Source organism: Streptomyces sp. cmx-4-9 (assembly GCF_046548835.1).
Taxonomy (GTDB): domain Bacteria; phylum Actinomycetota; class Actinomycetes; order Streptomycetales; family Streptomycetaceae; genus Streptomyces.
Window position 1 is genome coordinate 578223 of the sequence record NZ_JAEBEE010000001.1, and the last position, 21855, is coordinate 600077.

Annotated in this window: 19 protein-coding genes, 5 tRNA genes and 1 pseudogene; 6 read left to right on the forward strand and 19 right to left on the reverse strand. The window is 72.1% G+C overall.

The genetic code is table 11. The annotated features are described in order from the left end of the window. Nucleotides 1-9: 9 nt before the first annotated feature. On the reverse strand, nucleotides 10-1683 hold the full coding sequence (locus ACLJTM_RS02770) for a DAK2 domain-containing protein (RefSeq protein ID WP_411101704.1): 1674 nt from the start codon (nucleotides 1681-1683) through the stop codon (nucleotides 10-12). A gap of 241 nt (nucleotides 1684-1924) precedes the next feature. Here ACLJTM_RS02770 and rpmB point away from each other — a divergent pair, with 241 nt between their 5' ends. Further along, nucleotides 1925-2110, forward strand: coding sequence for a 50S ribosomal protein L28 (gene rpmB, locus ACLJTM_RS02775; protein ID WP_073911113.1), 186 nt, complete (start codon nucleotides 1925-1927; stop codon nucleotides 2108-2110). Between the two features lie 102 nt (nucleotides 2111-2212). Here rpmB and thiD read toward each other — a convergent pair whose 3' ends face one another. Beyond that, nucleotides 2213-3013 (reverse strand): bifunctional hydroxymethylpyrimidine kinase/phosphomethylpyrimidine kinase, encoded by an 801-nt coding sequence (gene thiD / locus ACLJTM_RS02780; protein ID WP_411101705.1) that lies wholly within the window; start codon nucleotides 3011-3013, stop codon nucleotides 2213-2215. Then, nucleotides 3010-3993: a thiamine-phosphate kinase gene (locus ACLJTM_RS02785; RefSeq protein WP_411101706.1), complete on the reverse strand. Its 984-nt coding sequence runs from the start codon at nucleotides 3991-3993 to the stop codon at nucleotides 3010-3012. Before ACLJTM_RS02785 ends, thiD begins: the two co-directional genes overlap by 4 nt. 245 nt (nucleotides 3994-4238) lie before the next feature. On the opposite strand from ACLJTM_RS02785, the gene ACLJTM_RS02790 reads away from it, so the two are divergent. Both ACLJTM_RS02790 and ACLJTM_RS02795 read left to right on the forward strand, forming a co-directional pair. Then, nucleotides 4239-4472 (forward strand): Lrp/AsnC family transcriptional regulator, encoded by a 234-nt coding sequence (locus ACLJTM_RS02790; protein ID WP_030028650.1) that lies wholly within the window; start codon nucleotides 4239-4241, stop codon nucleotides 4470-4472. Between the two features lie 23 nt (nucleotides 4473-4495). Next, a complete protein-coding gene (locus ACLJTM_RS02795; protein WP_411102260.1) occupies nucleotides 4496-4987 on the forward strand; it encodes a DUF3515 domain-containing protein in 492 nt (163 codons plus the stop codon). Nucleotides 4988-5080: 93 nt separating this feature from the next. Here ACLJTM_RS02795 and ACLJTM_RS02800 read toward each other — a convergent pair whose 3' ends face one another. The 3 genes from ACLJTM_RS02800 to ACLJTM_RS02810 are packed head-to-tail and all read right to left on the reverse strand — an operon-like array spanning nucleotide 5081 to nucleotide 8037. Continuing rightward, nucleotides 5081-6238 (reverse strand): D-alanine--D-alanine ligase family protein, encoded by a 1158-nt coding sequence (locus ACLJTM_RS02800; RefSeq protein WP_411101707.1) that lies wholly within the window; start codon nucleotides 6236-6238, stop codon nucleotides 5081-5083. Between the two features lie 39 nt (nucleotides 6239-6277). Next, on the reverse strand, nucleotides 6278-7288 hold the full coding sequence (locus tag ACLJTM_RS02805) for an NAD(P)H-dependent glycerol-3-phosphate dehydrogenase (protein WP_411101708.1): 1011 nt from the start codon (nucleotides 7286-7288) through the stop codon (nucleotides 6278-6280). Then, a complete protein-coding gene (locus tag ACLJTM_RS02810; RefSeq protein WP_411101709.1) occupies nucleotides 7285-8037 on the reverse strand; it encodes a lysophospholipid acyltransferase family protein in 753 nt (250 codons plus the stop codon). The genes ACLJTM_RS02805 and ACLJTM_RS02810 overlap by 4 nt, the downstream gene beginning before the upstream one ends. A 242-nt stretch (nucleotides 8038-8279) precedes the next feature. On the opposite strand from ACLJTM_RS02810, the pseudogene cofC reads away from it, so the two are divergent. Continuing rightward, nucleotides 8280-8879, forward strand: a pseudogene (cofC, locus tag ACLJTM_RS02815) (2-phospho-L-lactate guanylyltransferase); the annotation flags it as partial. A 305-nt stretch (nucleotides 8880-9184) separates the two neighbouring features. Here the strand turns inward: cofC and ACLJTM_RS02820 are convergent. The 4 genes from ACLJTM_RS02820 to leuC form a co-directional block, all read right to left on the reverse strand. After that, nucleotides 9185-9877 (reverse strand): HU family DNA-binding protein, encoded by a 693-nt coding sequence (locus tag ACLJTM_RS02820; protein WP_411101710.1) that lies wholly within the window; start codon nucleotides 9875-9877, stop codon nucleotides 9185-9187. 145 nt (nucleotides 9878-10022) lie between these two features. Then, a complete protein-coding gene (locus ACLJTM_RS02825; protein WP_030009267.1) occupies nucleotides 10023-10250 on the reverse strand; it encodes a hypothetical protein in 228 nt (75 codons plus the stop codon). A 137-nt stretch (nucleotides 10251-10387) separates the two neighbouring features. Further along, nucleotides 10388-10981, reverse strand: a complete 594-nt coding sequence (leuD, locus tag ACLJTM_RS02830) for a 3-isopropylmalate dehydratase small subunit (RefSeq protein WP_411101711.1) — start codon at nucleotides 10979-10981, stop codon at nucleotides 10388-10390. A gap of 3 nt (nucleotides 10982-10984) precedes the next feature. Next, complete coding sequence (leuC, locus tag ACLJTM_RS02835; protein ID WP_411101712.1) at nucleotides 10985-12409, reverse strand: 3-isopropylmalate dehydratase large subunit; 1425 nt, start codon at nucleotides 12407-12409, stop codon at nucleotides 10985-10987. A gap of 183 nt (nucleotides 12410-12592) precedes the next feature. Here leuC and ndgR point away from each other — a divergent pair, with 183 nt between their 5' ends. Beyond that, nucleotides 12593-13309, forward strand: coding sequence for an IclR family transcriptional regulator NdgR (gene ndgR / locus ACLJTM_RS02840; protein WP_007266782.1), 717 nt, complete (start codon nucleotides 12593-12595; stop codon nucleotides 13307-13309). Between the two features lie 188 nt (nucleotides 13310-13497). Here ndgR and ACLJTM_RS02845 read toward each other — a convergent pair. From ACLJTM_RS02845 to ACLJTM_RS02885, 9 genes are all read right to left on the reverse strand, one after another. Beyond that, nucleotides 13498-13570, reverse strand: a tRNA-Glu gene (locus ACLJTM_RS02845). A 23-nt stretch (nucleotides 13571-13593) separates the two neighbouring features. Further along, a tRNA-Gln gene (locus ACLJTM_RS02850) sits at nucleotides 13594-13665 on the reverse strand. Nucleotides 13666-13689: 24 nt separating this feature from the next. Then, a tRNA-Glu gene (locus ACLJTM_RS02855) sits at nucleotides 13690-13762 on the reverse strand. 61 nt (nucleotides 13763-13823) lie between these two features. Then, nucleotides 13824-13896: transfer RNA gene (locus tag ACLJTM_RS02860), tRNA-Glu, on the reverse strand. Between the two features lie 26 nt (nucleotides 13897-13922). After that, nucleotides 13923-13994 (reverse strand) — tRNA-Gln (locus ACLJTM_RS02865). Between the two features lie 89 nt (nucleotides 13995-14083). Next, nucleotides 14084-14812 (reverse strand): HAD family hydrolase, encoded by a 729-nt coding sequence (locus ACLJTM_RS02870; RefSeq protein ID WP_411101713.1) that lies wholly within the window; start codon nucleotides 14810-14812, stop codon nucleotides 14084-14086. A 159-nt stretch (nucleotides 14813-14971) separates the two neighbouring features. After that, nucleotides 14972-16450 carry a glutamate--tRNA ligase gene (gltX, locus tag ACLJTM_RS02875; RefSeq protein WP_411101714.1) on the reverse strand — a complete coding sequence of 493 codons (1479 nt, stop codon included), beginning with the start codon at nucleotides 16448-16450 and terminating at the stop codon, nucleotides 14972-14974. Further along, nucleotides 16443-17237 carry a fumarylacetoacetate hydrolase family protein gene (locus tag ACLJTM_RS02880; RefSeq protein ID WP_411101715.1) on the reverse strand — a complete coding sequence of 265 codons (795 nt, stop codon included), beginning with the start codon at nucleotides 17235-17237 and terminating at the stop codon, nucleotides 16443-16445. Before ACLJTM_RS02880 ends, gltX begins: the two co-directional genes overlap by 8 nt. A 96-nt stretch (nucleotides 17238-17333) precedes the next feature. Further along, the gene (locus ACLJTM_RS02885; protein WP_411101716.1) at nucleotides 17334-17522 is read right to left on the reverse strand and encodes a hypothetical protein; all 189 of its coding nucleotides are present in this window, start codon (nucleotides 17520-17522) and stop codon (nucleotides 17334-17336) included. Nucleotides 17523-18090: 568 nt separating this feature from the next. Between ACLJTM_RS02885 and ACLJTM_RS02890 the strand changes: the two genes are divergently transcribed. Beyond that, the gene (locus tag ACLJTM_RS02890; protein WP_411101717.1) at nucleotides 18091-21849 is read left to right on the forward strand and encodes a nitrate- and nitrite sensing domain-containing protein; all 3759 of its coding nucleotides are present in this window, start codon (nucleotides 18091-18093) and stop codon (nucleotides 21847-21849) included. Nucleotides 21850-21855: the final 6 nt, after the last annotated feature.

Here is a 21855-nt window from a genome sequence, read left to right on the forward strand (position 1 = left end):
CCCGACCCCTTACTCCACCCCGATGAGCAGGGGGGCGGAGTACCGGCCGCCGCGGTAGGTGACGGTGTCCACGGCGAGGTGCCCGTGCTGGACGTACGCCTCCAGGCGTTCGGCGAGGGCGTCGGGGACCTCGGGCCCCAGGACCAGCGTGACGAGTTCGCCGCCGGAGCCGAGCATCCGCTCCAGGACGGCTTCGGCGGTCTCGGGGAGGCCGGCGCCGATGACGGCGACGTCCCCGTCGATGAGGCCGAGCACGTCGCCGGCCTGGCAGATGCCCGCGGAGGTGAAGGACTGCCGTTCGGCGACGGCCAGTTCCCCGTACCGGGTGGCTCCGGCCGCCGCGGTCATCGCGACCACGTCCTCGTCGAAGCTGCCGTCCGGGTCGTGCACGGCGAGGGCGGCCAGGCCCTGGACCGCCGACCGGGTGGGGACCACGGCCACCCGTACGCCGTCGGCGCGCGCCCGTTCGGCGGCCGCGGCGGCGGCCGCCCGCAGCTCGGCGGCGCCGGGCAGCAGCACCACCTCGCGGGCGTGGGCGCGCCGGATGGCGTCGAGCAGCTCGGGGACGGCGGGGAGTTCGCCGGGGCGCACCAGCACGGCGGTCGCGCCGGCTTCGGCGCAGAGCCCGGCCAGGCCCTCGCCGGGGACCAGGGCGACCACGGCCCGCTGGGTGCGTTCGCCGCGGGCCCGGCGGCGCTCGTCGCCGAAGTGGGTGATGCGTATCCGGTAGGGGCGGCCGGCGGCCACGCCGGCCTCCACGGCCGCGCCGGGGTCGTCGACGTGCACGTGGACGTTCCACAGCCCGTCGCCGCCGACGACGACGAGGGAGTCGCCGAGCCGGTCCAGCCGCGGGCGCAGTTCCCCGACGGCCTCGTCGGAGGCCTCCAGCAGGTAGACGACCTCGTAGGCGGGCCCGTCCTCGCTCGCGCAGGGCTCGGGCGTCTGCGGTACGGGCACGGCCCGGCCGCGCACCGGTTCGGCGGCCGGCTCCTGGCCGGACAGGGCCTGGAAGAGGGCCCCCAGGACGGCCACCAGCCCGCAGCCCCCGGCGTCGACCACCCCGGCCCGGCCCAGCGCGGCCAGCTGCCCCGGGGTCTCGGCCAGGGCCGAGCGGGCCCCGTCGTAGGCGGCGCGGGCCACGTCCGCGGCGGTCCCGGCGGCGGCTCCGGCGGCTTCGCCGGCCCGGGCGGCGGCGGTGGCGACGGTGAGCATGGTGCCCTCCACCGGGTGCGCGACGGCCGCGTACGCCGATTCCGCGGCCCGGGTCAGCGCCTGGGCCAGCAGCCGGCCGGGCCCGCGACCCGCGGGCTCGTCCCCGAGCACGTCGGCCACCCCGCGCAGCAGCTGCGCGAGGATCGTCCCGGAGTTGCCCCGGGCGCCGACGAGGGCGCCGTGCGCGTAGGCCCGTACGGCCTCGGCCAGGGAGGTCTCCCCGGTGGCATCGGTCACGTCCGGGACGGCGGTGCGGGCGGCGACCTCGAAGGCGGCGGTGAGGGCGTGGTCGGCGGACTCGGCGGTCAGGTAGAGGTTGGTCCCGGTGTCGGCGTCGGCGACCGGGTAGACGTTGATCGCGTCGATGTCCTCGCGGGCGCGGCCCAGCGCGGCCACGGCCAGGGAGCTCCAGGTGCGCACCGCTGCGGCGTCGAGCTCGTGGGCGGGCTGCGGCTGGGGCGCGTGCGGCACCGTGCGTTCCTCCTTGTGCGGGCCAGGGTTCACCGCAGGGTAACCAAGGGCTGCCGGGGCGTCCGGACCTCGGGGCGGGGGCGGCGGCAGCCGTGGTAGTTTTCTTGGACCGGCGCGGACGTTGTATGCTGCTCCGGTTGCCCGATGAGAATCGGGCCATTCCCCCGGCAAGCCACTTCAGATTCTTGAATCCGGTGCGCCGGTTTCACTGTAATTGCACCTGAAGTCTTTGGAGTGACCTGTGGCTGCCAACTGCGACGTTTGCGCCAAGGGGCCGAGCTTCGGCAACAGCATCTCCCACTCGCACCGCCGCACCTCGCGTCGCTGGAACCCGAACATCCAGCGCGTCCGTGCCGTGGTCAATGGGACGCCGAAGCGCCTCAACGCCTGCACCTCGTGCATCAAGGCCGGCAAGGTCTCGCGCTGACGCCTCCCGTCGTAGCGCAGCCCTTTCCGGTTGCCAAGAAGGCCGGTTCACCTCTGGTGAACCGGCCTTTTGCCTTGTCCGCAACGTCCGGGGAGCCGCCGGTCAGCGGCCCTGCCAGCCGTGGTCCACGGGGCCGATGCCCCCGCCCAGCGCGAAGCCCGCGGCTATCGCCCCCGTGACGTAGTCCTTGGCCGCGGTGACGGCCTGCGGGACGTCCAGCCCCTTCGCGAGACCCGCGGCAATCGCGGCGGCGAGGGTGCAGCCGGTGCCGTGGGTGTGCCGGTTGTCGTGGCGGGGCGCGCGCAGCCACTGCTCCCGGGTCCCGTCGGTCAGCAGGTCCACGGCCTCGCCGCGGTGCGCCGCGAGGTGGCCGCCCTTGACCAGCGCCCAGCGCGGTCCGTAGCCGAGCACCGCATCGGCAGCCCGGCGCATGTCGTCCTCGCTCTGCACGACCACGCCCGTGAGCTGCGCCACCTCGTCGAGGTTGGGGGTGGCCACGGTGGCCCGCGGGAGCAGTTCGCTGCGCACGGCGTCCAGCGCGGAGGCGGCGAGCAGCGCGTCCCCGTGCTTGGAGACGCCCACGGGGTCCACGACGGCCGGGACCGGGGTCCCGGCGAGCAGTTCGGCGACCGTCTCGACCAGCACGGCCGAGGAGAGCATGCCGGTCTTCACGGCCCGCACCCCGATGTCGTCCACCACGGCCCGGTACTGGGCCGTCACGGCCTCGGCGGGCAGTTCCCAGGCTCCCCGTACGCCGAGCGAGTTCTGCGCCGTCACGGCCGTCACCACGCTCATGCCGTGCACGCCGAGCGCCATCATCGTCTTCAGGTCGGCCTGGATGCCCGCGCCGCCGCCGGAGTCCGATCCGGCGACGGTCAGGCACAGCGGCGGGGCGGCGCTCACCGCGGGTGCTCCTCGGGCACCGGGTCGGCGCCGAAGTGGTCCCAGCCGCCGACGCTGGCCCAGGGGGCGCCGTCCACGGTCACCTGGGGCAGCGCGGAGCGGTTGAGCACCCCGCCGATGACCTTCCAGCGGGCCGGCAGCTTCACGTCCGGCGGGAAGGTCGCCACGATCGCGTGGTCCTCTCCCCCGGTGAGCACCCACTGGAGCGGGTCCACTCCCACGGCCTGTCCGATGTCGTGCATCTGCGTCGGGATGTCGACGGCCGCCGTGCGCAGGTCGATCCGCACCTTGCTGGCCTCGGCGATGTGCCCGAGGTCGGCGATCAGGCCGTCGCTGACGTCGGTCATGGCGGTGGCGCCCAGCCCGGCGGCCGCGGGGCCGGCGTGGTACGGGGGCTCCGGGCGGCGGTGCGCCTCCACGAAGGCCCGCGGGGAGCGGAAGCCGCGCGAGAGCACGGCGAAGCCGGCCGCGGACCAGCCCAGCCAGCCGGTGACGGCGACGACGTCCCCGGGCTGCGCACCGGAGCGCAGGACGGGCTCGTGGTTGCGCAGGTCGCCCAGGGCGGTGATCGCGACGGTGATGGTGTCGCCGCGGACCACGTCCCCGCCGACCACGGCCGCGCCGGCGACCTGGCACTCGTCGCGGATGCCGTCCATCAGCTCGGTCGGCCAGGTGACCGGCAGTTCGGCCGGGACGACCAGGCCGAGCAGGAGCGCGGTCGGGACCGCGCCCATGGCGGCGATGTCCGCGAGGTTCTGCGCGGCGGCCTTGCGGCCGACGTCGTAGGCCGTGGACCAGTCGCGCCGGAAGTGGCGTCCCTCCAGGAGGATGTCCGTGCTCGCCACGACCCGCCGGTCGGGGGCCGACACGACCGCGGCGTCGTCGCCCGGTCCGAGCCGGACCGCCGGGGTGGTGGTGAGCCGTGAGGTGAGTTCACGGATCAGCCCGAACTCCCCCAGCTCGCCCACAGTGCCCTTCATCGCTGTGCCCCTTCTTGCCCAGTCCGCTTGCGGTCGCGAGCCGTCACAGCTCTGGGTACCGTCAACAGATACGTCAACTTCTGCTCTCCGTACGCCCCGCCGTGCGCGGCGCCTCGCCCGCGGGTCTCCCCGCGGCGCGCACCGACGCGGTACCGTGGCGTCCCTTCTTCCCCCGGCCCTGTCCCTCGTGTGGGGTCCACCCGAAGGTTAGGGGAAATGATCCTCGTGGCCGCCCTGGAGGTTCCGTGGTACAGGCGTACATCCTCATCCAGACCGAGGTGGGCAAGGCGTCGTTCGTCGCCGAGTCCATCGGGCAGATCCCGGGGGTGATCCAGGCCGAGGACGTGACGGGGCCGTACGACGTGATCGTGCGCGCCCAGGCCGACACCGTGGACGAACTCGGCCGCATGGTCGTCGCCAAGGTCCAGCAGGTGGAGGGGATCACCCGCACCCTGACCTGCCCGGTGGTCCATCTGTAGCCCCCGTCTACTCTGGGCCGGTGATGTCCCTCCACCGCCGGCCCCTGCGTGTCCTGGTCCTGCCCGCCGCGACGGCGCTGGCCGCCCTCGCGGGTTGTGCCCCGGGCAGTCCCACGGCCCGGATCGATCCCCCGCCCACGCCGCCCGCCGCCGTGGCAGAGCTGTGCAGAGCACTGCACGAGGAGCTCCCCGAGACGGTGGCCGGCCTGGAGCGGACCCGGACCGAACCGCAGAGCTCTCTGACCGCCGCGTGGGGCGGCTCGGCGATCGTACTGCGGTGCGGTGTCCCCAAGCCCCCCGAGATGCTGGATCCGGACCAGGAGGGCGTCCACGTCAACGACGTGGCCTGGCTGCTGGACAAGCGGTCCGACGGCGGGTTCAGGTTCGTCACCGGCATGCGGACGGCGTACACGGAGGTCCTGGTCGACAAGGAGCATGCCACGGACGCGGGGATGCTGGTCGGGCTGTCCGCCGCGATCGCCGAGACGGTGCCCGAGGGCATCTCCTCGTACTGATCCGCCCGCCGGGCCCGCGGTACGGGCCCCCACCCGGCAGCGACCGCCCGCCGGGCATCCCGGCGGGCGGTCGCTGCTGTGTCCGGGGCCGGTCTAGCGCAGGCCGGTGGAGCGGCGCAGTGCCGCCTGGATCAGGCGGTCCACCAGCTCCGGGTACTCGATGCCGGACTCCTGCCACATCCGCGGGTACATGGAGATGGGGGTGAAGCCGGGCATCGTGTTGATCTCGTTGATCACGAAGCTGCCGTCCTCCGTGAGGAAGAAGTCGGCGCGCACCAGGCCCTCGCAGGACGCGGCCTCGAAGGCCTCGATCGCGAGCCTCTGCACCTCGGCGGTCTGCTCCGCGGTGAGCGGGGCCGGCACGATCCCGGAGGCGGAGTCGATGTACTTCGCCTCGAAGTCGTAGAAGTCGTGGCTGGAGACCGGAGGGATCTCGGCGGGGGCGCTGGCGCGCGGCCCGTCCTCGAACTCCAGGACCCCGCACTCGATCTCGCGGCCGCGCAGCAGCGCCTCCACGATGATCTTCGGGTCGTGCCGGCGGGCCTCTTCGACGGCGGCGTCGAGGCCGGCGGCGTCCTCGACCTTGGTGATCCCGATCGAGGAGCCGGCCCGGGCGGGCTTGACGAACAGCGGCCAGCCGTGTTCGGCGGCGAAGTCCAGGATCGTGGCGCGGGCGGCCTCGCGGTCGGACTCCCACGCGCGGGGCCGGATGGTCACGTACGGGCCGACCTTCAGCCCGAAGGAGGTGAACACCCGCTTCATGTAGTCCTTGTCCTGGCCGACGGCCGAGGCGAGGACGCCGGAGCCGACGTACGGGATGCCGGACAGCTCCAGGAGGCCCTGGAGGGTGCCGTCCTCGCCGTAGGGGCCGTGCAGTACGGGGAAGACGACGTCGACCTCGCCCAGGGCCTTGGGCACGGCGCCCGGCTCGGTGTAGAGGACCTCGCGGGTGGCGGGGTCGACCGAGAGCACGACGGAGCCCTCCTCGGAGTCCGCGAGCTGCGCGACGTCGGGGAGCGTGCGGTCGGCGATGGCCATCCGCTCGGGCTCGTCGGCGGTCAGTGCCCACCGGCCGTCCGTGGTGATGCCGATGGGCAGCACCTCGTACGTGGAGCGGTCGATGGAACGCAGCACGGCGCCCGCGGTGACGACCGAGATGGCGTGTTCCGAGCTGCGGCCGCCGAACACGACGGCCACGCGGGGCTTGCGGCCCTGCTGCTCAGGGGTCTGGGGGAGGTTCTCGCTGCTCATATCGCCACGAGAGTACCCGCTCAGACGTCCGGATTGGAGTCAGTGGCGTTCCGGTTTGGCGCTGCGTCCCATCAGTTCCTTGAGCGCGACCAGGGTGGGCTTGCCGTGGTGGACGATGTCCACGACGGTGTCGGTGATCGGCATGTCGACCCCGTGGCGCCGGGCCAGATCGGCCACCGACTCGCAGGACTTGACCCCTTCGGCGGTCTGCTTGGTGACCGCGATGGTCTCCTCCAGCGTCATGCCCCGGCCCAGGTTGATCCCGAAGGTGTGGTTGCGGGAGAGGGGCGAGGAGCAGGTGGCGACCAGGTCGCCGAGGCCGGCGAGGCCGGAGAAGGTCAGCGGGTCGGCGCCCATCGCCAGGCCCAGCCGGGTGGCTTCGGCGAGGCCCCGGGTGATGAGGGACCCCTTGGTGTTGTCGCCCAGTCCCATGCCGTCGGCAATGCCGACCGCCAGCCCGATGACGTTCTTGACGGCGCCGCCGAGCTCGCAGCCGATGACGTCGGTGCTCGTGTACGGGCGGAAGTACGGGGTGTGGCAGGCGGCCTGGAGGCGGCGGGCCACGTCCTCGTCGACGCAGGCCACGACGGAGGCTGCGGGCTGCCGGGCGGCGATCTCGCGGGCCAGGTTGGGTCCGGTGACCACGGCGACGCGCTCCGCGGGGACCTTGGCCACCTCCTCGATGACCTCGCTCATCCGCTTGGTGGTGCCGAGTTCGACGCCCTTCATCAGGGAGACGAGCACGGTGTCGGGGGCCAGCAGCGGCGCCCAGGCGGCCAGGTTGCCGCGCAGGGTCTGGGAGGGGACGGCGAGGACGGTGAAGTCGGCGGCGGCCGCGGCCTGCGCCGGGTCGGTGGTGGCCCGCAGGCCCGCGGGGAGTTCGACGTCGGGGAAGTAGTCCGGGTTGGTCCGCCCCGTGTTGATGGCGTCGACCAGCTCCTGGCGGCGGCCCCACAGGGTCACCTCGCAGCCGGCGTCGGCGAGCACGATGGCGAAGGCCGTGCCCCAGGAGCCTGTTCCGAAGACGGTGGCCTTCACGGCGCGAGTCACTTCTTGCCCTCCCCCGCGGCTTTGCGCCGCTGCTGTTCCCTGGCCTTGCGATGGTCGTACGGCTGCTCGGGGGCGGCTTCGCCCCGCACGTCCTCCAGCAGCGCGGTGATGGCCGCCATGATGACCTCGGTGGCCTCCTTCAGGACGTCCGGGGTGGGTTCCCGGTCGTAGAAGGCGGAGAGGTCCACGGGCGGCCCGGCAAGGACCTGGAGGGTCTTGCGCGGGAACAACCGGACCTTGTTCTCCGTGGCGTAGGGCGGCATCGCGAGGTTCGCGCCCCACTGGGCCACCGGGATGACGGGGGCCCTGGTGATCAGTGCGACACGTGCGGCGCCGGTCTTGCCGGCCATCGGCCACATGTCGGGGTCGCGGGTGAGGGTGCCCTCGGGATAGAAGGCGACGCATTCGCCGCGTTCGATCGCGGCCACCGCGGCGCGGAATGCGTCCAGGGCGTTGGTGCTCTCCCGGTAGACGGGGATCTGCCCGGACCCGCGGAGGATCGCTCCCACAAAGGGGACCTTGAAGAGGGCCGCCTTCGCCAGCAATCGCGGCACCCGGCCGGTGTTGTACTGGAAGTGCGCGTAGGAGAGCGGGTCCAGATACGAGTTGTGATTGACCGCGGTGATAAAGCCGCCCTCGGCCGGAATGTGCTCCATTCCCCGCCAGTCCCGCTTGAAGAACACTGTCAGCGGCGGTTTCGCGATGACCGCGGCCAGGCGGTACCAGAAGCCGATTCTGCGGCGGGACACTCGGACACCTTCCTCTAGGACAGGTGCGCGGCGCGGGCACCTCGACAGCCGGGCAAGTGTCGCTGCGGGCCCGGTCCCTGTCGAGAACACCGTACGCCCCGCCCGGGGCACCGGGCTCCCGGGTGGACCGGCTTGAGGCGACAATGGGCCGACACATGACCCGGCCATGACCTGGCCATGGCAGAAGGCCGTGCCGGAGCGCGCCGTAGGGAAGGGGAGCGGCCACGAACGCCGTCTGGAGCCTGGTGGTCCCGCTGAAGCCGCTGGCAGCGGCCAAGAGCCGTCTCGCGGCGGCCGTGGGCGCGTCCCGCCCGGGGCTCGCGCTGGCCTTCGCCCAGGACACCGTTGCGGCGGCGCTGGCCTGCGCGGCCGTCGCCGATGTGGTGGTCGTCACGGACGACGCCGGGGCCGCCGCGGAACTGGCCCGGCTGGGTGCGCGGATCGTTGCGGACGCGCCCGGGGCCGGGCTCAACGCGGCCCTGGCCCACGGGGCGCGGGCGGTGCGCGCGGCCCGGCCGGCGGCGGCGGTGGCCGCGATGAACGCGGACCTGCCCGCCCTGCGCCCCGGCGAATTGCTACGCGTGCTCGACAACGCATCGGCATTTCCCCGGGCATTTCTGGCGGATGCGGCCGGAATCGGCACGACACTGCTTTCCGCCGCTCCGGACGCCGAATTGTCCCCCGCGTTCGGCGGCCGGTCGCGGGCCCGCCATTCGGCGTCGGGGGCGGTGGAAATCGGCCTGCGGGACGTGGACAGCGTGCGCCGGGACGTGGACACCGCGCAGGACCTCAGGACGGCCCTCACCCTCGGCGTGGGCCGGTACACCGCCCGATACAGTGCCCGTATGCAGGCGACCGCGTACACGTACGACTCCGAGACCCGCAGCGGCAGTGTGCTGCTGGACGACGGCACCCCGGTGCCCTTCGAGGCCCCGGCCTTCGACGCGGGCGGGCTGCGGCTGCTGCGTCCGGGGCAGCGGGTGCGGATCGAGACGGACGGCGCGGGCGCGCAGCTGCGGATCACCCTGGTCACGCTGCAGACCTTCTGAGCGGCGGCCGGACGGAGTTCCGTCCGGCGTGCGCGGAGCGCACCGCGGGCCGGCTTCCCCCGCGGGGGAAGCCGGCCCGGCGTGTGTGACTCGTGCCCTTACTTCTTGCGGGCGGTGGTCTTCTTCGCGGTGGCCTTGCGCGTCGCCGTCTTCTTGGCGGGCGCCTTCGTCGCGGCGGTGGCCTTCTTGGCCGCCGGGGCGGTCTTCTTCGCGGTGGCGGTGGTCTTCTTCGCCGCGGGGGTCGCCTTCTTGGCGGTGGCGGTGGTGCCCGTGGCCTTCTTCGCCGTGGCCGTCGCCTTCTTCGCCGTGGCGGTGCTCTTGACCGCGGTCTTCTTGGCGGTGGCGGTGGACTTCTTCGCCGTGGTCTTCTTCGCGACGGCGGTCTTGGCCGCCGTCTTCTTGGCGGTGGTGGCCCTCTTCGCCGCGGCCTTCTTGACCGTCGCGGAAGCGCCGCCCCCGGTGAGGCTGCCCTTGGGCGCCTTCTTCACCGAGACCTCGCCGCCCTTGGGGAGCTTCTTGGTGCCGCTGACCAGGTCCTTGAAGCCCTGGCCCGCGCGGAAGCGGGGAACGGAGGTCTTCTTGACCCGGACGCGCTCACCCGTCTGCGGGTTGCGGGCGTAGCGGGCCGGACGGTCGACCTTCTCGAACGAGCCGAAGCCCGTGACCGAGACCCGGTCGCCCCCGACGGTAGCGCGGACGATCGCGTCCAGTACCGCGTCGACAGCGTCCGCGGCCTGCTGGCGGCCGCCCAGCTTGTCGGCAATCGCTTCTACGAGCTGCGCCTTGTTCAACGTCTTCCCCTTCGGAGACTTCGCCAGAACGAATGTGTTCAAGCTTATTTCGCACGTTAGGCGGATATATACCGCAAATCAAACACGAAACGGGCTAATCACCCTAGTGCCGCAACGCTGTAGGCCGTTACGGAGTTCCTTCGCATCAGTCGCCTTCAGGGAATCGACCCTCGTCGAGGTCCTTCATCAACCTGTCCAGGCGCCTTGCCGCATCGGCGAGATCGTGCTTCGCCGCGGCCGTGACGACCAACAGCTTCCGGGACAGCGCCATCCTTACGCCCTCCGGGACTTGCAGTGAGCGCACCCGTGTGTGTGCTTCTTTCAGCCGGTCCGCGACGAGCTCGTAGAGCTCGAGTTGACTGTCGCGTTCCATGCACAGATTGTGCCATCTGGGGCGAGTTGTCGCCTCACGGGGCCTCAACAAACGCCTGTGCCCCCCACCGGAAGGCGGGGGGCACAGTGTTGCCCATGCGATCACCCGAAGGCGAATAAGCGCTGATCAGGCTGGAATCAGACCCTGACGGTGCGCGGCTTGAAGGCCGGACGGCCGCTTTCGTAGGTCGCGATGTCCCCTTCGTTCTGAAGGGTGAGGGAGATGTCGTCCAGCCCCTCCAGCAGCCTCCAGCGGGCGTTGTCGTCGAGTTCGAACTCCGCCTCGACGCCCTCGGCCCGCACCTGGCGGTCGACCAGGTCGACCGTGACCTCGGCGGTGGGGTCGGCCTCGGTCAGCTTCCACAGCCGCTCGACGGTCTCCTGCGGCAGGACCACGGTCAGCAGGCCGTTCTTCAGCGAGTTCCCGCGGAAGATGTCGGCGAAGCGGGAGGAGATGACCGTCTTGAAGCCGAAGTTCTGCAGGGCCCAGACGGCGTGCTCGCGCGAGGAGCCCGTACCGAAGTCGGGACCGGCGATCAGGACGGTCGCGCCCGCGCGCTCCGGACGGTTCGTGATGAACTCCGGGTCCTTGCGCCAGGCCTCGAAGAGCCCGTCCTCGAAGCCGTCGCGGGTGATCTTCTTGAGCCAGTGGGCCGGGATGATCTGGTCGGTGTCGACGTTGCTGCGGCGCAGCGGGACGGCCCGGCCGGTGTGGGTGGTGAAGGCTTCCATGGTTCAGACTCCGGCGGTCGCGGTGGCGTCGGACAGGTCGGCGGGCGAGGCCAGATGGCCCAGCACCGCGGTGGCGGCAGCCACCTGCGGGGAGACCAGGTGGGTGCGCCCGCCCTTGCCCTGCCGGCCCTCGAAGTTGCGGTTGGAGGTGGACGCGGAGCGCTCACCGGGAGCCAGTTGGTCGGGGTTCATCCCCAGGCACATCGAGCAGCCCGCGTGCCGCCATTCGGCGCCGGCCTCCTTGAAGACCTTGTCCAGGCCTTCCTCCACCGCCTGGAGGGCCACCCGCACCGAGCCGGGGACCACCAGCATGCGTACGCCGTCGGCGACTTTGCGGCCCTCGATGATCCCGGCGACGGCGCGCAGGTCCTCGATGCGGCCGTTGGTGCACGAGCCTACGAAGACGGTGTCGACCCGGATGTCGCGCAGCGGCTGTCCGGCGGTCAACCCCATGTACTCCAGGGCCTTTTCGGCGGCGTGGCGCTCCGAAGCGTCCTCGTACGAAGCCGGGTCGGGGACGTGCGCGGACAGCGGCGCGCCCTGGCCCGGGTTGGTGCCCCAGGTGACGAACGGGGCCAGCGCGGAGCCGTCGATGACGACCTCGGCGTCGAAGACCGCGTCGTCGTCGGTGCGCAGGGTCTTCCAGTAGGCGACCGCCGCGTCCCAGTCCTCGCCCGCGGGGGCGTGGTCGCGGCCCCGGAGGTAGTCGAAGGTGGTCTGGTCGGGGGCGATCATGCCCGCCCGGGCGCCGGCCTCGATCGACATGTTGCAGATGGTCATGCGGGCTTCCATCGACAGCTTCTCGACGGCCTCGCCGCGGTACTCCAGGATGTAGCCCTGGCCGCCGCCGGTACCGATCCGGGCGATGATCGCGAGGATCAGGTCCTTGGCGGTCACGTCCTCGGCCAGCTCACCGGTGACGGTGATCGCCATCGTCTTCGGGCGGGCCAGCGGCAGCGTCTGGGTGGCCAGCACGTGCTCGACCTGGCTGGTGCCGATGCCGAAGGCCAGCGCGCCGAAGGCGCCGTGCGTGGAGGTGTGCGAGTCCCCGCACACCACGGTGGTGCCGGGCTGGGTCAGGCCCAGCTGCGGTCCCACCACGTGGACGACACCCTGCTCCACGTCGCCCAGCGAGTGCAGGCGCACGCCGAACTCGGCGCAGTTCTTGCGCAGCGTCTCCAGCTGGGCCCGGGAGACCGGGTCGGCGATCGGCTTGTCGATGTCGAGGGTGGGGGTGTTGTGGTCCTCGGTCGCGATGGTGAGGTCGAGGCGTCGGACGGTGCGGCCGGCCTGGCGCAGGCCCTCGAAGGCCTGCGGGCTGGTCACCTCGTGCAGCAGGTGCAGATCGATGAAGAGGAGGTCGGGCTCGCCCTCGGCGCGCCGGACGACATGGTCGTCCCAGACCTTCTCCGCGAGTGTCCTACCCATCGCTTTCCCTCCGGCCGGCCGGTTGGGCCGGCGCTTCATAGAGATGTGGTGCGCCTACCGCCCGTACCCCACGTCCCGGGCGTCGGCTCGGACCCAGTGGTTCGTGGACCCGCACATACAGACTCGCTGGTTCTTGGAAAAATTGAACTTGCGTTTCACAGTGTGAGACGTGAATATCGTTTCATGGACAACTCTAGCGGCGTCGGCGTTCTCGACAAGGCAGCTCTGGTACTGAGCGCACTGGAGTCCGGTCCGGCCACCCTCGCCGGGCTGGTCGCGGCGACAGGGCTCGCACGACCCACGGCGCATCGCCTTGCCGTGGCTTTGGAACACCACCGGATGGTGGCGAGGGACATGCAGGGCCGGTTCATCCTCGGCCCGCGGCTGGCGGAGCTCGCCGCCGCGGCCGGCGAGGACCGCCTGCTGGCCACGGCGGGACCGGTACTCACCCACCTCCGGGACGTGACGGGGGAGAGCGCGCAGCTCTACCGCCGCCAGGGGGACATGCGCATCTGCGTGGCGGCCGCGGAGCGGCTGTCGGGCCTGCGGGACACCGTCCCGGTGGGCTCCACGCTCCCGATGAAGGCCGGCTCGGCCGCGCAGATCCTGATGGCCTGGGAGGAGCCCGAGCGGCTCCACCGCGGCCTGCAGGGCGCGCGCTTCACGGCGACGGCCCTCTCCGGCGTACGGCGCCGCGGCTGGGCCCAGTCGATCGGCGAGCGGGAGCCCGGTGTGGCCTCCGTCTCGGCGCCGGTGCGCGGGCCCTCGAACCGCGTGGTGGCCTCCGTGTCGGTCTCCGGTCCGATCGAGCGGCTGACCCGCCACCCGGGGCGGATGCACGCCCAGGCCGTCATCGACGCGGCCGCCCGGCTCACGGAGGCCCTGCGCCGCTCCGGCTGAGCACTCCCCCGGCCCCCCGCCGGACCTTTCCCCTCTTCCACCCCCGGGCCCGGGGGCGCGTACGACGCCGCACACGTCCGAACACGCGCCGCCGGGCCCGTACTTGTGCCCGGGGGGAGGGGGAGGCGGCGGGGCCGGAAACGACGAAGAGGCCCTCCGCGATGATCGCGGAGGGCCTCTTCGATGCGTACCCCCGACCGGATTCGAACCGGCGCTACCGCCTTGAGAGGGCGGCGTGCTAGGCCGCTACACAACGGGGGCTTGCTGGTGCTGCTGTTACTGCGCTGGGCTACCAGGACTCGAACCTAGAATAAGGGAACCAGAAACCCTCGTGTTGCCAATTACACTATAGCCCAAAGTGGTCTAGACCATACCAACAGTACCCCCGACCGGATTCGAACCGGCGCTACCGCCTTGAGAGGGCGGCGTGCTAGGCCGCTACACAACGGGGGCCCTAGCGATCCTGCATCAAGACGTCCGGGTGCGACCCTGGAGATCTCGCGGGAAGGATCTGTACCCCCGACCGGATTCGAACCGGCGCTACCGCCTTGAGAGGGCGGCGTGCTAGGCCGCTACACAACGGGGGCAAGCACTGCGTCACTACTGCACTGCGCTGGGGTACCAGGACTCGAACCTAGAATAAGGGAACCAGAAACCCTCGTGTTGCCAATTACACTATACCCCACCAAAAGTCAACCCCTTGAGGGGCTTTCCCTTTTTTTGGTGGCGCCTCCGTCCGGCCTTTCGGCCCGCTCCGGCGGCGCAGAAAGAACATTACCGGATGCCTGACCGTGCTCCAAAACGGGTATCCCCGGCCAGCAGCTCCGGCAGACCCGCGAGCCCGGTGATCCGGTGGACGCCCTCGGGCCCCGCACCGCGGGTGCCGTCGCGGTCGAGCCAGACCGCCACGAGTCCGGCGTCGCGTGCCCCGCGGGCGTCGATCTCCGGCTGGTCGCCCACGTACGCCACCTGCCCGGGCGGCAGCCCGAGCGCCTCGCACGCCGCGAGGAAGGCGGCCGCGTCGGGCTTGCTCACGCCCAGCTCGGCGGCGCACACGAGCACCTCGAAGCGCTCGCGCAGCCCGAGGTGGCGCAGCTTGGGGTCCTGGTTGGCCAGGCTGGAGTTGGAGAGCACGCCGTGCCGGTAACGGGCGGCGAGGGCGTCCAGTACGGGCACCACGTCCGGGAAGAGGGCCCAGGCGGCGCGGTAGTGCTCCACGTACCGGTCGAACCAGCGTCCGGCCTCGGCGTCGGTCATGCCGGGCGCCTCCAGGAAGTCCCGTACCCGGTCCAGCCGCTGCCCCTGGAAGGTGGTCTCGCCCGCGGCGAAGCGCAGCCAGTGGCGGTCGGTGGCCTGCCGCCAGACGAGCAGGGCCTGGGCGGGGGTCCCGTACCGCTCCCCCAGGTGCTCCGTGTCCAGCTGCCGGGCGAGGCCGGCGGTGTCGGCCCCCGTGTAGTCGAAGAGGGTGTCGTCGATGTCCCACAGCACGGCGCGGATCGGCATGCCGCCGACGTTACCCGGGCCGGCCGGCGGCCGGGCCCGAACCCGGCACGGAGGCCGCGGGGGGACGCCGCAGGGGGCGGCGGCCGGGGATCGGCCGCCGCCCCCTGCGGGACGTGCGGGACGTGCGGGACGTGCGGGACGTGCGGGACGTGCGGGCGGCTATGCGGCGAGCTTGGCCAGGGCCGCGTCGATGCGCGCCAGGGACTTCTCGGCTCCCAGGATCTCCAGGGACTCGAAGAGCGGCAGGCCGACCGTGCGGCCGGTGACGGCGACCCGGACCGGCGCCTGGGCCTTGCCGAGCTTGAGGCCGTGGGCCTCGCCGGCGGTCAGGACGGCCTGCTTGAGGGACTCGGGGTCGTTCCAGTCGGCGGCGGCGAGGTTCTCGCGCGCCGTCGTCAGGAGGGCCGCCGGGTCGCCCTTCATGGCCTTGTCCCAGGAGGCCTGGTCCTCGACCGGCTCCTTGCGGAACAGGAAGTCGACGTTGGCGGTGATGTCCGACAGGACCGTCACCCGGGTCTGGGCGTACGGCGCGATGCGCTCCCAGGCCGCGGCGTCGAACTCCTCGGGCTCCCAGTTGGCGTGCGGGGCGCGCAGCCACGGGGTGCAGGCGTCCGCGAAGGCCTTGGGGTCCAGCAGCCGGATGTGGTCGGCGTTGATCGCCTCGGCCTTCTTGAGGTCGAAGCGTGCCGGGTTGGCGTTGACGTCCGGGATGTCGAACTTCGCCACCATCTCCTCGATGGAGAAGATGTCCTGGTCCTTGGAGAAGGACCAGCCGAGGAGCGAGAGGTAGTTCAGCAGGCCCTCGGGGAGGAAGCCGCGCTCGCGGTACAGGTTGAGCGAGGCCTCGGGGTCGCGCTTGGAGAGCTTCTTGTTGCCCTCGCCCATGACGTACGGCAGGTGGCCGAACTCCGGGACGGCCTGGGCCACGCCCAGCTCGATCAGCGCCTTGTAGAGCGCGATCTGGCGCGGGGTGGAGGAGAGCAGGTCCTCGCCACGCAGGACGTGCGTGATCTCCATCAGCGCGTCGTCGACCGGGTTGACCAGCGTGTAGAGCGGGGCGCCGTTCGCCCGGACGATGCCGAAGTCCGGCACGTTCTCGGGGGTGAAGGAGAGCTCGCCGCGGACCAGGTCCGTGAAGGTGATGGTCTCGTCCGGCATCCGGAAGCGGACGATGGAGCTGCGGTGCTCGCCCTCGTACGCCTCGACCTGGACGGTGCTGAGCTCGCGGCAGTGGCCGTCGTAGCCGGAGGGCTTGCCGGCCGCCCGGGCGGCCGCGCGGCGCGCGTCGAGCTCCTCGGTGGTGCAGTAGCAGCGGTAGGCGTAGCCGCCGTCGAGCAGCTTCTGCGCCACGTCCCGGTAGAGGTCCATGCGCTCGGACTGCCGGTAGGGGGCGTGCGGGCCGCCCACCTCGGGGCCCTCGTCCCAGGTGAAGCCGAGCCAGCGCAGCGAGTCGAGCAGCTGGACGTACGACTCCTCGGAGTCGCGGGCCGCGTCGGTGTCCTCGATGCGGAAGACGAACGTGCCGCCGTGGTGGCGGGCGAACGCCCAGTTGAAGAGAGCCGTCCGGACCAGGCCCACGTGGGGGTTGCCGGTCGGGGAGGGGCAGAAACGGACGCGTACGGGGGATGCGCTAGCCACGCTTGATCACCTTGTTGGTGAGAGTGCCGATGCCTTCGATGGTGACGGCGACCTCGTCGCCGACGTGCAGGGGGCCGACTCCGGCCGGGGTCCCCGTGAGGATGACGTCGCCCGGGAGCAGCGTCATGGCCTCGGTGATGTGGACGATCAGGTCCTCGATGGGGCGGACCATCTCGCTGGTGCGGCCGAGCTGGCGCTGCTCGCCGTTGACCGTGCACTGGATGGTGAGGTCGCTCGGGTCGAGCTCGGTCTCGATCCAGGGGCCGAGGGGGCAGGAGCTGTCGAAGCCCTTGGCGCGGGCCCACTGCTTCTCCCGCTGCTGGACGTCGCGTGCGGTGACGTCGTTGGCGCAGGTGTAGCCGAGGATGACGTCCTTGACGCGCTCCCGGGGGACCTCGCGGCACATCCGGCCGATCACGACGGCGAGCTCCGCCTCGTGGTGGACCTCCTGCGAGAACGAGGGGTACGCGATGGGGTCGCCCGGGCCGACCACCGAGGTGGAGGGCTTGAAGAAGGTGATCGGGGCGTCCGGACGGCCTTGGTCGTCGAAGATGGCGTTGCCCAGCTCCGCCGCGTGCTCCGCGTAGTTGCGGCCGATGGCCACGACCTTGTTCGGGAGCACGGGCGGCAGCAGCCGGACCTTGTTGAGCGGGACCTTCGTGCCGGAGAGCTCGAAGTCCGCGAACGGAATGCCCTTGATGATGTCGAGGACGAGCTCGTCGGGGGCTGAGCCCTCCACGGCGCCGAAGGCGACATTGCCGTCGATCGAGAACCTGGCGATGCGCACGTGTTGCGTCTGCCCCTCTGTCTGTCCGCTGGCTGGAGTCTGCGGACCCCAGGCTAACGCGGCGGGCAGGGCCGCTCGGCGTGCCTCACGCCCCGGTTACTGCGCGGCGACGGCGACGGGTGCGTCCATCAGGACGGTGCGGCGCGGGTTCGCGGTTTGCGCCGGCAGCTCGACGGTGTGCTCCGCGGCCAGGGGTGCCTGCAGCTCCTCCGCGTCCTTGAGGTGCGCGAGGGTGGTGCGGCGGGGGTTGGCTATGTTGCGGAACATCGGTCGCGTCGTCTTCATCGGAGTTCTGGACCCTCGGTCTGTCGTGTGGGGGCTTCGGTGGGCGCGCGCGCCAACCCTTCAAGGGGCAAGGCTAAACATCTGAATCCCCCGCCGAACCGGTAAGTAATGGCCATGGGTATGTGAGTTTGCTCACCCGTGACCCGGCATACGGGCCATAACGGACAGTCAACGTCACCCCGCGAAACGGACATTGCCCTACTGAATGCGCCATTCCGCTCCTGATCATCAGGACTGGGACACCTTGCCAGCAGCATTGTTTGGATCGCGTAAGTCCGATTCCTCCCGAAAGGCAGAGCACATCCCGTAGCCCTGCTGTCACGTGCGGTCACCGACCCTCCGGGCGCACACCCGCACCTTGTTGGAGATCCGCCACTGTGCTGGAATTCGCGGGACCGCCGCGGGAACAGCCGGCGCGCAGGTGGCGCGACACAGCGCCGAGCGCGGCGGCAAGGAGAGGGAGACGCGCCGGTCACCGACGACCACCATGGGGCCGTTTGTGCCCCACGACTCGACACCGTCCCACCGGTCGCCCGGCGGGACGCCTGGTCCAGAGGTTGCGACGCTAGTGCAGGGACGATTCAAGAGGGATGGCAAGGGGTCTCCCCAGGCCCGTCAGGGCCGTGGGGAAGCTGCGGCGGAGCAGGAGCCCCGCGGCGGGACCGACCGTGGCTCCTCGCCCCAGCACGCCCAGAACCGCGGGCCGGCTGTCGAAGGCGCACGCGCCGACGCCTCCGCCGCGGTGAAGGCGAAGGGCCGGGGGAAGTCCGCCAAGGACGCCAAGTCCAAGACCGGTCCGGCCGAGCAGGACGTGGCGATACCCAAGGCCCCCAGCGGGCCCGGCTCCCGTCTCGCCATGCAGAACTGGCGCATCAGCACGCGACTGGTGTCGCTGCTGACCCTGCCGGTCGTCGCGGCCACCACGCTCGGCGGCTTCCGCATCAACGACTCGCTCAACGACATCGCCCAGCTGGAGCACATGCAGCTGCTGACGACGATGACCCGGCAGGCCACCAACCTGGCCGCCGCGCTCCAGGAGGAGCGGGACAAGTCCGCGGGTCCGCTGTCGGTCGCCGCGGCGTCCGGCGGGGCCGGCAAGTCCAACAGCATCGTCGAGGGCGTCCGCGAGACCACCGACTCCGCAGCCGAGGCCTTCAACGCGGCCACCGACAAGGTCGACGGCACGCAGGACAAGGACGAGACCCTCAAGTCGATCCGCAACAACATCCTGCAGATCGGCCGCCAGCTCACCGGCATCGAGGACATCCGCCGCAAGGCGTACGTCAACGGCGCCCAGCAGACCGTCACCGAGTACAACGCGCTGATCGTCTCGCTGCTCTCGCTCTCCCAGGACATGGCCCAGGCCACCTCCAGCCCCGAGATGATCAAGCGCACGCGCGCCCTGGCGGCCTTCTCCTCCGCCAAGGAGTACGCCTCCATCCAGCGCGCGATCATCGCGGCCTCCCTGCCGGACAGCAGCGAGCGCCAGGGCAAGCTGCTGGAGAACGACCGGCTCTTCGCCCTCTCCGCCCTGCGCGGCGAGAGCCAGTCCAAGAAGACCTTCGAACTCGTCTACCAGGGCAAGCCCGAGGAACTCCTCGCCGCGCTCGGCGACGGCAACACGGAGATCGGCAGCGCCGACCACTACGCGCGCCGTGTGCTGAGCACCGAGGGACAGTTCACCAAGGAGAAGAACCGGTCCTGGATGGACTGGTACGACGCGGACGACACCAAGCTCCAGGCCATGAAGGTCATCGAGCTGACCCTGCTCGAGGACATGGAGCAGAAGGCCCGCGAGCTGAAGAACGAGTCGCAGCAGGACGCCATCATCAACGGTGCGCTGATCCTCCTCGTCCTCGGCGTCTCCCTCGTCGGCGCCTTCGTCATGGCCCGCTCGATGATCCGCTCGCTGCGCCGCCTCCAGGACACCGCGACCCGCGTGGCCCAGGACCGGCTGCCCGAGCTCGTCAAGCAGCTCTCCGAGTCCGACCCGCAGGACGTGGACACGTCCGTGGAGTCGGTCGGCGTGCACACCCGCGACGAGATCGGCCAGGTGGCCGCGGCCTTCGACGACGTGCACCGCGAGGCCGTCCGCCTCGCCGCCGAGCAGGCCCTCCTGCGAGGCAACGTCAACGCGATGTTCACCAACCTCTCGCGCCGTTCGCAGGGCCTCATCCAGCGCCAGCTCTCGCTCATCTCCGAGCTGGAGTCGCGCGAGGCCGACCCGGACCAGCTGTCCTCGCTCTTCAAGCTCGACCACCTCGCGACCCGCATGCGCCGTAACGGCGAGAACCTCCTCGTCCTCGCGGGCGAGGAGCCGGGCCGCCGGTGGACCCGCCCCGTCCCGCTCGTCGACGTGCTCCGCGCCGCGGCGTCCGAGGTGGAGCAGTACGAGCGCATCGAACTGTCCTCGGTGCCCGGCACCGACGTCGCCGGCCGCGTGGTCAACGACCTCGTGCACCTCCTCGCCGAGCTGCTGGAGAACGCCACCTCGTTCTCCTCCCCGCAGACCAAGGTCAAGGTCACCGGCCACGCGCTCCCCGACGGCCGGGTGCTCGTCGAGATCCACGACACCGGCATCGGCCTCTCCCCCGAGGACCTCGCCGCGATCAACGAGCGGCTCGCCTCGCCGCCCACCGTGGACGTCTCCGTCTCCCGCCGCATGGGCCTGTTCGTGGTCGGCCGCCTGTCCCTGCGACACGGCATCCGCATCCAGCTGCGCCCCTCCGACTCGGGCGGTACGACGGCCCTCGTCATGCTCCCGGTGGACGTCGCCCAGGGCGGCAAGAAGCCCGGCCCGATGCCCGGTCAGGGCGGTCCCGGCGGCGGCCCCTCGGGCGGCCAGGGCGGCTCCGCCGCGCAGGGCTCGGTGCCCGGCGCGGCAAACCGTCCCCCCGTCGGCGCGGGTCCGCAGCGCGGCCAGGTCGCCGGTGGCGGCCAGCGCACGGCACTGCCCGGCCGGGACGGCGCCGCCGCGGGTCAGCAGCGTCCGCAGGCCCAGCAGGGTCCGCAGGGCGGGCGCCCCCAGCAGCAGGGCGGCCCGGGTGCTCCCGGCGGCCGTCCGCAGGCGGGTCCGACCACCGCCGGGCAGGGCCAGGGCGCCTTCGGCTCCGGTGCGCCGCTGCCGACGCGCGGCCCCGCCGGCGGTCCGCAGGGCCGCCCGGGCTCCGGCCCGGCCGGATTCCCCCAGGGCAACCAGGGCGGGACCGGCGGCGGCAACGGCTTCGAGCGTCCGCAGCAGCCGCAGCAGCCCGCCCAGCAGCCCCACCAGCCCCAGCCCGCCCAGCAGCAGTCCGGGGCACAGGCCCCGGCCCAGCGCGGCACCCGGCCGCAGCTGCCGCCGCGCGGCGGTGCTCCGCGTGCGGAGCTGCCCGGCCCGCAGACCGCGAGCTGGGGTGCGGACCAGGCCCGCGGCCACGACGAGCTGTCGGGCCCCGGTTCGACCGCCGAGTTCGCGCGCCCCGACTACAACGCACCGCTGCCCCCGCAGGACGGCGGCGCCGGCACGACCGGCCAGTTCGAGCGTCCGGACGTACGGGGCCCCCTGAGCCCGTCCGCCACCGGCCAGTTCGAGCGCCCGGAGCTCCGCGGCCCCGCGGACCCCTCCTCGACGGGCCAGTTCGCCCGCCCGGGCACCCAGGCCCCCCGGCCCGGCGGTCCCGGCGTCGGAGGCTTCGCCCGGCAGCCCCAGGCCCCCCAGCCGCAGGCTCCGCAGCCGCAGGCACCGGGCCAGGCTCCGCAGCCCGGCGGCGGGTACGCACCCGCACCGCAGGCGCGGCCCGAGGCTCCGCGGCTTCCGCAGGCGCACCGCCCGGAGGCCCTGCCCCCGGCACAGCACGCCGGGGACGCCCGCAGCCCGATCTTCGACACGCTGGAGTCGAACTGGTTCCGCGAGGAGGGCCAGCAGGCCCCCGCGCAGGCGCCGGCGGTGCCCCAGCAGCCCCAGCCGCAGTCCGCTCCGGCTCCGCAGCGCGCTGCGGAACCCGTGGGCGACCCCGCGGCGACCGCCGCCATGCCGACCGTGAGCTGGCGCTCCTCGCCCAACGACGAGCTGATGCGGCAGGCCGAGCGCGTGCGCCAGCCCGCCGCGGGCGGCATCACCACCTCGGGGCTGCCCCGCCGGGTCCCACGGGCGAACCTCGTGGCCGGCACCGCGCAGCAGCAGGCCGAGGCCCAGGCAGGTCCTCAGGTCTCGCGTGCGCCCGATGACGTACGCGGCCGTCTGACCAACCTCCGACGTGGTATCCAGCAGGGTCGTCAGGCCGGCAACAACGGCCCGGCGACCGGCAGTTACCACATCGACCCCACTTACCAGCAGGAGCGATAGTTGAGT

Excerpts from the sequence above, each read along its gene's own strand:
- ACLJTM_RS02870 (WP_411101713.1), bottom strand. The coding sequence starts at position 14,812 with ATGCCGATCCGCGCCGTGCTGTGGGACATCGACGACACCCTCTTCGAC.
- ACLJTM_RS02785 (WP_411101706.1), bottom strand. The coding sequence starts at position 3,993 with ATGAAGGGCACTGTGGGCGAGCTGGGGGAGTTCGGGCTGATCCGTGAA.
- ndgR (WP_007266782.1), top strand. The coding sequence starts at position 12,593 with ATGGACAACTCTAGCGGCGTCGGCGTTCTCGACAAGGCAGCTCTGGTA.
- ACLJTM_RS02885 (WP_411101716.1), bottom strand. The coding sequence starts at position 17,522 with ATGAAGACGACGCGACCGATGTTCCGCAACATAGCCAACCCCCGCCGC.
- leuD (WP_411101711.1), bottom strand. The coding sequence starts at position 10,981 with ATGGAAGCCTTCACCACCCACACCGGCCGGGCCGTCCCGCTGCGCCGC.
- ACLJTM_RS02795 (WP_411102260.1), top strand. The coding sequence starts at position 4,496 with ATGTCCCTCCACCGCCGGCCCCTGCGTGTCCTGGTCCTGCCCGCCGCG.
- leuC (WP_411101712.1), bottom strand. The coding sequence starts at position 12,409 with ATGGGTAGGACACTCGCGGAGAAGGTCTGGGACGACCATGTCGTCCGG.
- ACLJTM_RS02800 (WP_411101707.1), bottom strand. The coding sequence starts at position 6,238 with ATGAGCAGCGAGAACCTCCCCCAGACCCCTGAGCAGCAGGGCCGCAAG.
- ACLJTM_RS02825 (WP_030009267.1), bottom strand. The coding sequence starts at position 10,250 with ATGGAACGCGACAGTCAACTCGAGCTCTACGAGCTCGTCGCGGACCGG.